3 protein-coding genes are annotated in these 3,446 nt (G+C 69.4%); 1 reads left to right on the top strand and 2 read right to left on the bottom strand.

Annotation, left to right across the window (positions count from 1 at the left end):
* The first annotated feature begins 152 nt into the window (after positions 1-152).
* Positions 153-449 (top strand): hypothetical protein, encoded by a 297-nt coding sequence (locus GBZ26_RS28265; RefSeq protein ID WP_174441644.1) that lies wholly within the window; start codon positions 153-155, stop codon positions 447-449.
* A 5-nt stretch (positions 450-454) separates the two neighbouring features.
* On the opposite strand, the gene GBZ26_RS28270 is transcribed toward GBZ26_RS28265, so the two are convergent.
* Both GBZ26_RS28270 and GBZ26_RS28275 read right to left on the bottom strand, forming a co-directional pair.
* A complete protein-coding gene (locus tag GBZ26_RS28270) occupies positions 455-1,165 on the bottom strand; it encodes an EAL domain-containing protein (protein ID WP_211104999.1) in 711 nt (236 codons plus the stop codon).
* 202 nt (positions 1,166-1,367) lie between these two features.
* Positions 1,368-3,446, bottom strand: a 2,079-nt coding sequence (locus GBZ26_RS28275; protein ID WP_174441646.1) for a xanthine dehydrogenase family protein molybdopterin-binding subunit, incomplete at its 5' end; no start/stop codon positions are given.

The following is a 3,446-nucleotide window of genomic DNA, read 5'->3' on the forward strand; positions in this document are numbered from 1 at the left end:
CTTAACTCCTCCCCCTGCGCAGCGGGGGGAGGTCGGGAGGGGGGCTCGTAGCAACCACTCCCCCACCACCACCTCACCGAAACTCTGGCATTCCCGCCCAACCCAAGCTAGAACCCGGCCGGTCCGTGGCGGTTCTTCCTTGCGGGGGACGGGTGCAATACCGACTCGACGACGAGGCGTCCCTGTGTTCGATCGACATCCTGGCTCAGGCGGTCGAGCGCATCTGCGTCAAGGGCGTGCTGGAGTTGCGCATGCTGCGCAACGCGCTCCGCGAGGCGGCCACCAGCCCGACCCCCGACGCGGTCAAATTCGCCTTCGCCATGTTCTCGCGGGTGGACGGCGACTACCGCCGCCTGATCGCGCACGAGGCGCTGACCCTCGCCACCGAGCAGCGGGGCCGTTACGCCGCCCCCCGGCCGCAGGCGGTGCGCCGCCCGCGGATGCTGTAGTTCGCTCAGGCCACCGCCGGCGCGAAATCCATGGCGGGCGTCACCAGTTTTTCCACCGCCGGGCGGGCGAACAGATAGCCCTGCATCAGCGTGATCCCCAGATCGCGCAGCGCCTTCGCCTCGCCGGGCGTTTCGATGCCCTCGGCCACGGGGGTGATGCCGAGATCGCGGCACACGGTGAGGATGGCGCTGACGATGCTGCGGCGGGCGCGGTCCGTATCGATGGAGCGGGTCAGCTCCATGTCCAGCTTGATGATGTCCGGCTGGAACTCGGCGAGCAGGTTCAGGCCGGAATAGCCCGAACCGAAATCGTCGATGGCGGTGTGGAAGCCCTGGCGCTTGTACTCGGTGAAGATGGACTTGAGATGCGCGCCGTCGACCACCCGCTCGTTCTCCGTCACCTCGAAGATGATGCGCTCCGGCGGAAAGCCGGTGCGCTTGGCGGCGGCCAGGGTGGCGCGAATGCAGGCTTCGGGCTGGTAGACCGCGTTGGGCAGGAAGTTGATCGACAGCCGGGTATCGGGCTGCTGGCCCATACCCAGGCTGGCGGCCAGCTCGATGGCCTTGACCCGACAGGCCTGGTCGAAGGCGTAGCGGTTGGCCTCGGTCACCTGACCCAGCACCCACCCGGCCCCCTGGCCGTCGAGGCCGCGCACCAGCGCCTCGTGCGCCCACGGCTGCCCACCGCCGACATCGACGATCGGCTGGAAAGCCATGGTGAAATCGAACCCCAAACCCTCGGTGCACAACCCGCCGCACCCACCGCCCCTGATCCGCTCCGCCGTCATGCCCGTTTCTTTCGTGGGGAAGTTCTATGTTTTAGTCTCTATAGTTCCGATATTGTCTCAAATTTATTCAACGCAAGGTGTGACATCGGGCCTGGAAAAAGGGTCTATGACGTCGTTACTCCGTTCTTCGTTATTCGGCGGCGGCTTTACTATGCGTTTGGATCGCGGTCCATACGGACAGCGGGGTCGCCGGCATGTCGATGTGGTCGATGCCGTAGTCCGACAGCGCGTCCACCAGGGCGTTGATGACCGCGGGCGGCGCGCCGATGGCCCCGGCCTCGCCGGCCCCCTTCATGCCCAGAGCGTTGGTGGTGCTGGGCACGCAGTTCAGCTTGATGCGGATGTCCGGCACGTCCACCGCGCGCGGCATCTGGTAGTCCATGAAGGAGCCGCTGAGCAGCTGCCCGCTGTCCGGATCGAACACCACGCGCTCCTGGAGCGCCTGCCCGATGCCCTGGGCGACGCCGCCATGCACCTGCCCCATGACCAGCAGCGGGTTCACCACCGTGCCGAAATCGTCCACGACGGTGTAGCCGACGACCTCGACCACCCCGGTGTCGGGATCGACCTCGACCTCCGCCACATGGCAGCCGTTGGGGAAGGTGTTGGCCGGCGGTGTCCAGCGGGCGACCTCGGTGAAGGCGATGGGGCCTTGCGCGGCCGCCTTGGCGGCCACCTTCTTGAAGGAGACGCTGCGGTCGGTGCCGACGACGCTGAAGCGGCCCTCGACGAACTCAACGTCCACCGCGGCGGTCTCCAGCAGGTCGGCGGCGACCTCGGTCGCCTTGGTCACCACGCGCGCGGCACCCTCGGCCAGCGCCGCCCCGCCCACCGGGACGGAGCGGGAGCCGCCGGTGCCGGCCCCCCAGGACACGCGGTCGGTGTCGCCCTGGATCACCTCGACATCCTCCGGCGGGACGCCCAGCCGGTCGGCGATGATCTGCTTGTAGGCGGTTTCGTGCCCCTGGCCGTTGGTCTGGGTGCCGATCATCAGGACGATGCGCCCGTCGCCGTTGACCTGCACCGTGGCCTGCTCCGCGCCGCCGCCCGCGCAGGCCTCGATGTAGGTGGCGATCCCGGCCCCGCGCAGCTTCCCGCGGGCCTTCGCCGCCGCCTTGCGGGCGGGCAGGCCGGCGTGGTCGGACAGCTCCAGCCCGTCGCGCAGATTCTGCTCGAATTCGCCGGTGTCGTAGGTCTGGCCCATCGGCGTGGCGTAGGGCATGGCGGTTGGCGGGATGAAGTTGCGCCGCCGGATCTCCGCCGGGCCGAGGCCGGTGACGCGCCCGGCATGGTCGATCAGCCGCTCCAGCAGATAGGCCGCCTCCGGCCGTCCGGCGCCACGGTAGGCGTCCACCGGCTGGGTGTTGGTGAAGACGCCCTTCACCCGCACATAGACCGCCGGCGTGGTGTAGGAGCCGACGAGCATCGCCGACCCGGCGTCGGTCGGAATGAAGGGGCCGTAGTTCGACAGGTAGGCTCCCAGGTTGGCGACCGTGTCCACCCGCAACCCGAGGAAACGCCCGTCGGCGTCCAGCGCCAGCCGGGCGCGGCTGACATGGTCGCGCCCATGGTCGTCGCTGAGGAAGCCCTCGGTCCGCTCCGCCGCCCATTTCACCGGCCGGTTCAGGCGGCGCGCGGCGAACAGGCAGACCATGTATTCCGGGTAGTTGAACAGCTTCATGCCGAAGCCGCCGCCGACGTCGGTGGTGACGACGCGGAATGTCGATTCCGGCAGGCCGAACAGCTGGGCGAACTGCTTGCGCAGCCCGTGCACGCCCTGGCTGGTGACGTAGATGACCAGCCGGCCGGTCTCCGCCTCCACCGCGGCGAGGCAGGCGCGGCCCTCCATCGGGTTGGCGACGACGCGGTTGTTGACGATCTCCAGCTCCACCACGCGGGCGGCCTTGGCAATCGCCGACTCCACCGCCGCCTCCTCGCCCTGCTCCCAATCGAAGCAGAGGTTGCCCGGCGCCTCGTCCCACACCTGCGGACGGCCCGCCTCCAGCGCCTCCGCCGTGCCGGCGATGGCGGGCCGGTCGTCGTAATCGACCATCACCAGCTCCGCCGCGTCGCGGGCGGCGTCCAGCGTTTCGGCCACCACCACGGCAACCGGATCGCCGACGTGGCGCACGCGTCCCTTGGCCAGGGCCGGGCGGGGCGGGGCGACGTAGGGAGAGCCGTCGCGCTGGGTCAGCGCCGCGGCGCAGGG

Origin of the sequence: Azospirillum formosense, from assembly GCF_013340925.1 — a bacterium.
Lineage (GTDB): Bacteria > Pseudomonadota > Alphaproteobacteria > Azospirillales > Azospirillaceae > Azospirillum > Azospirillum formosense.

Coding starts and splice junctions, on each gene's coding strand:
- GBZ26_RS28270 (WP_211104999.1), bottom strand. CDS start 1,165: ATGGCTTTCCAGCCGATCGTCGATGTCGGCGGTGGGCAGCCGTGGGCG.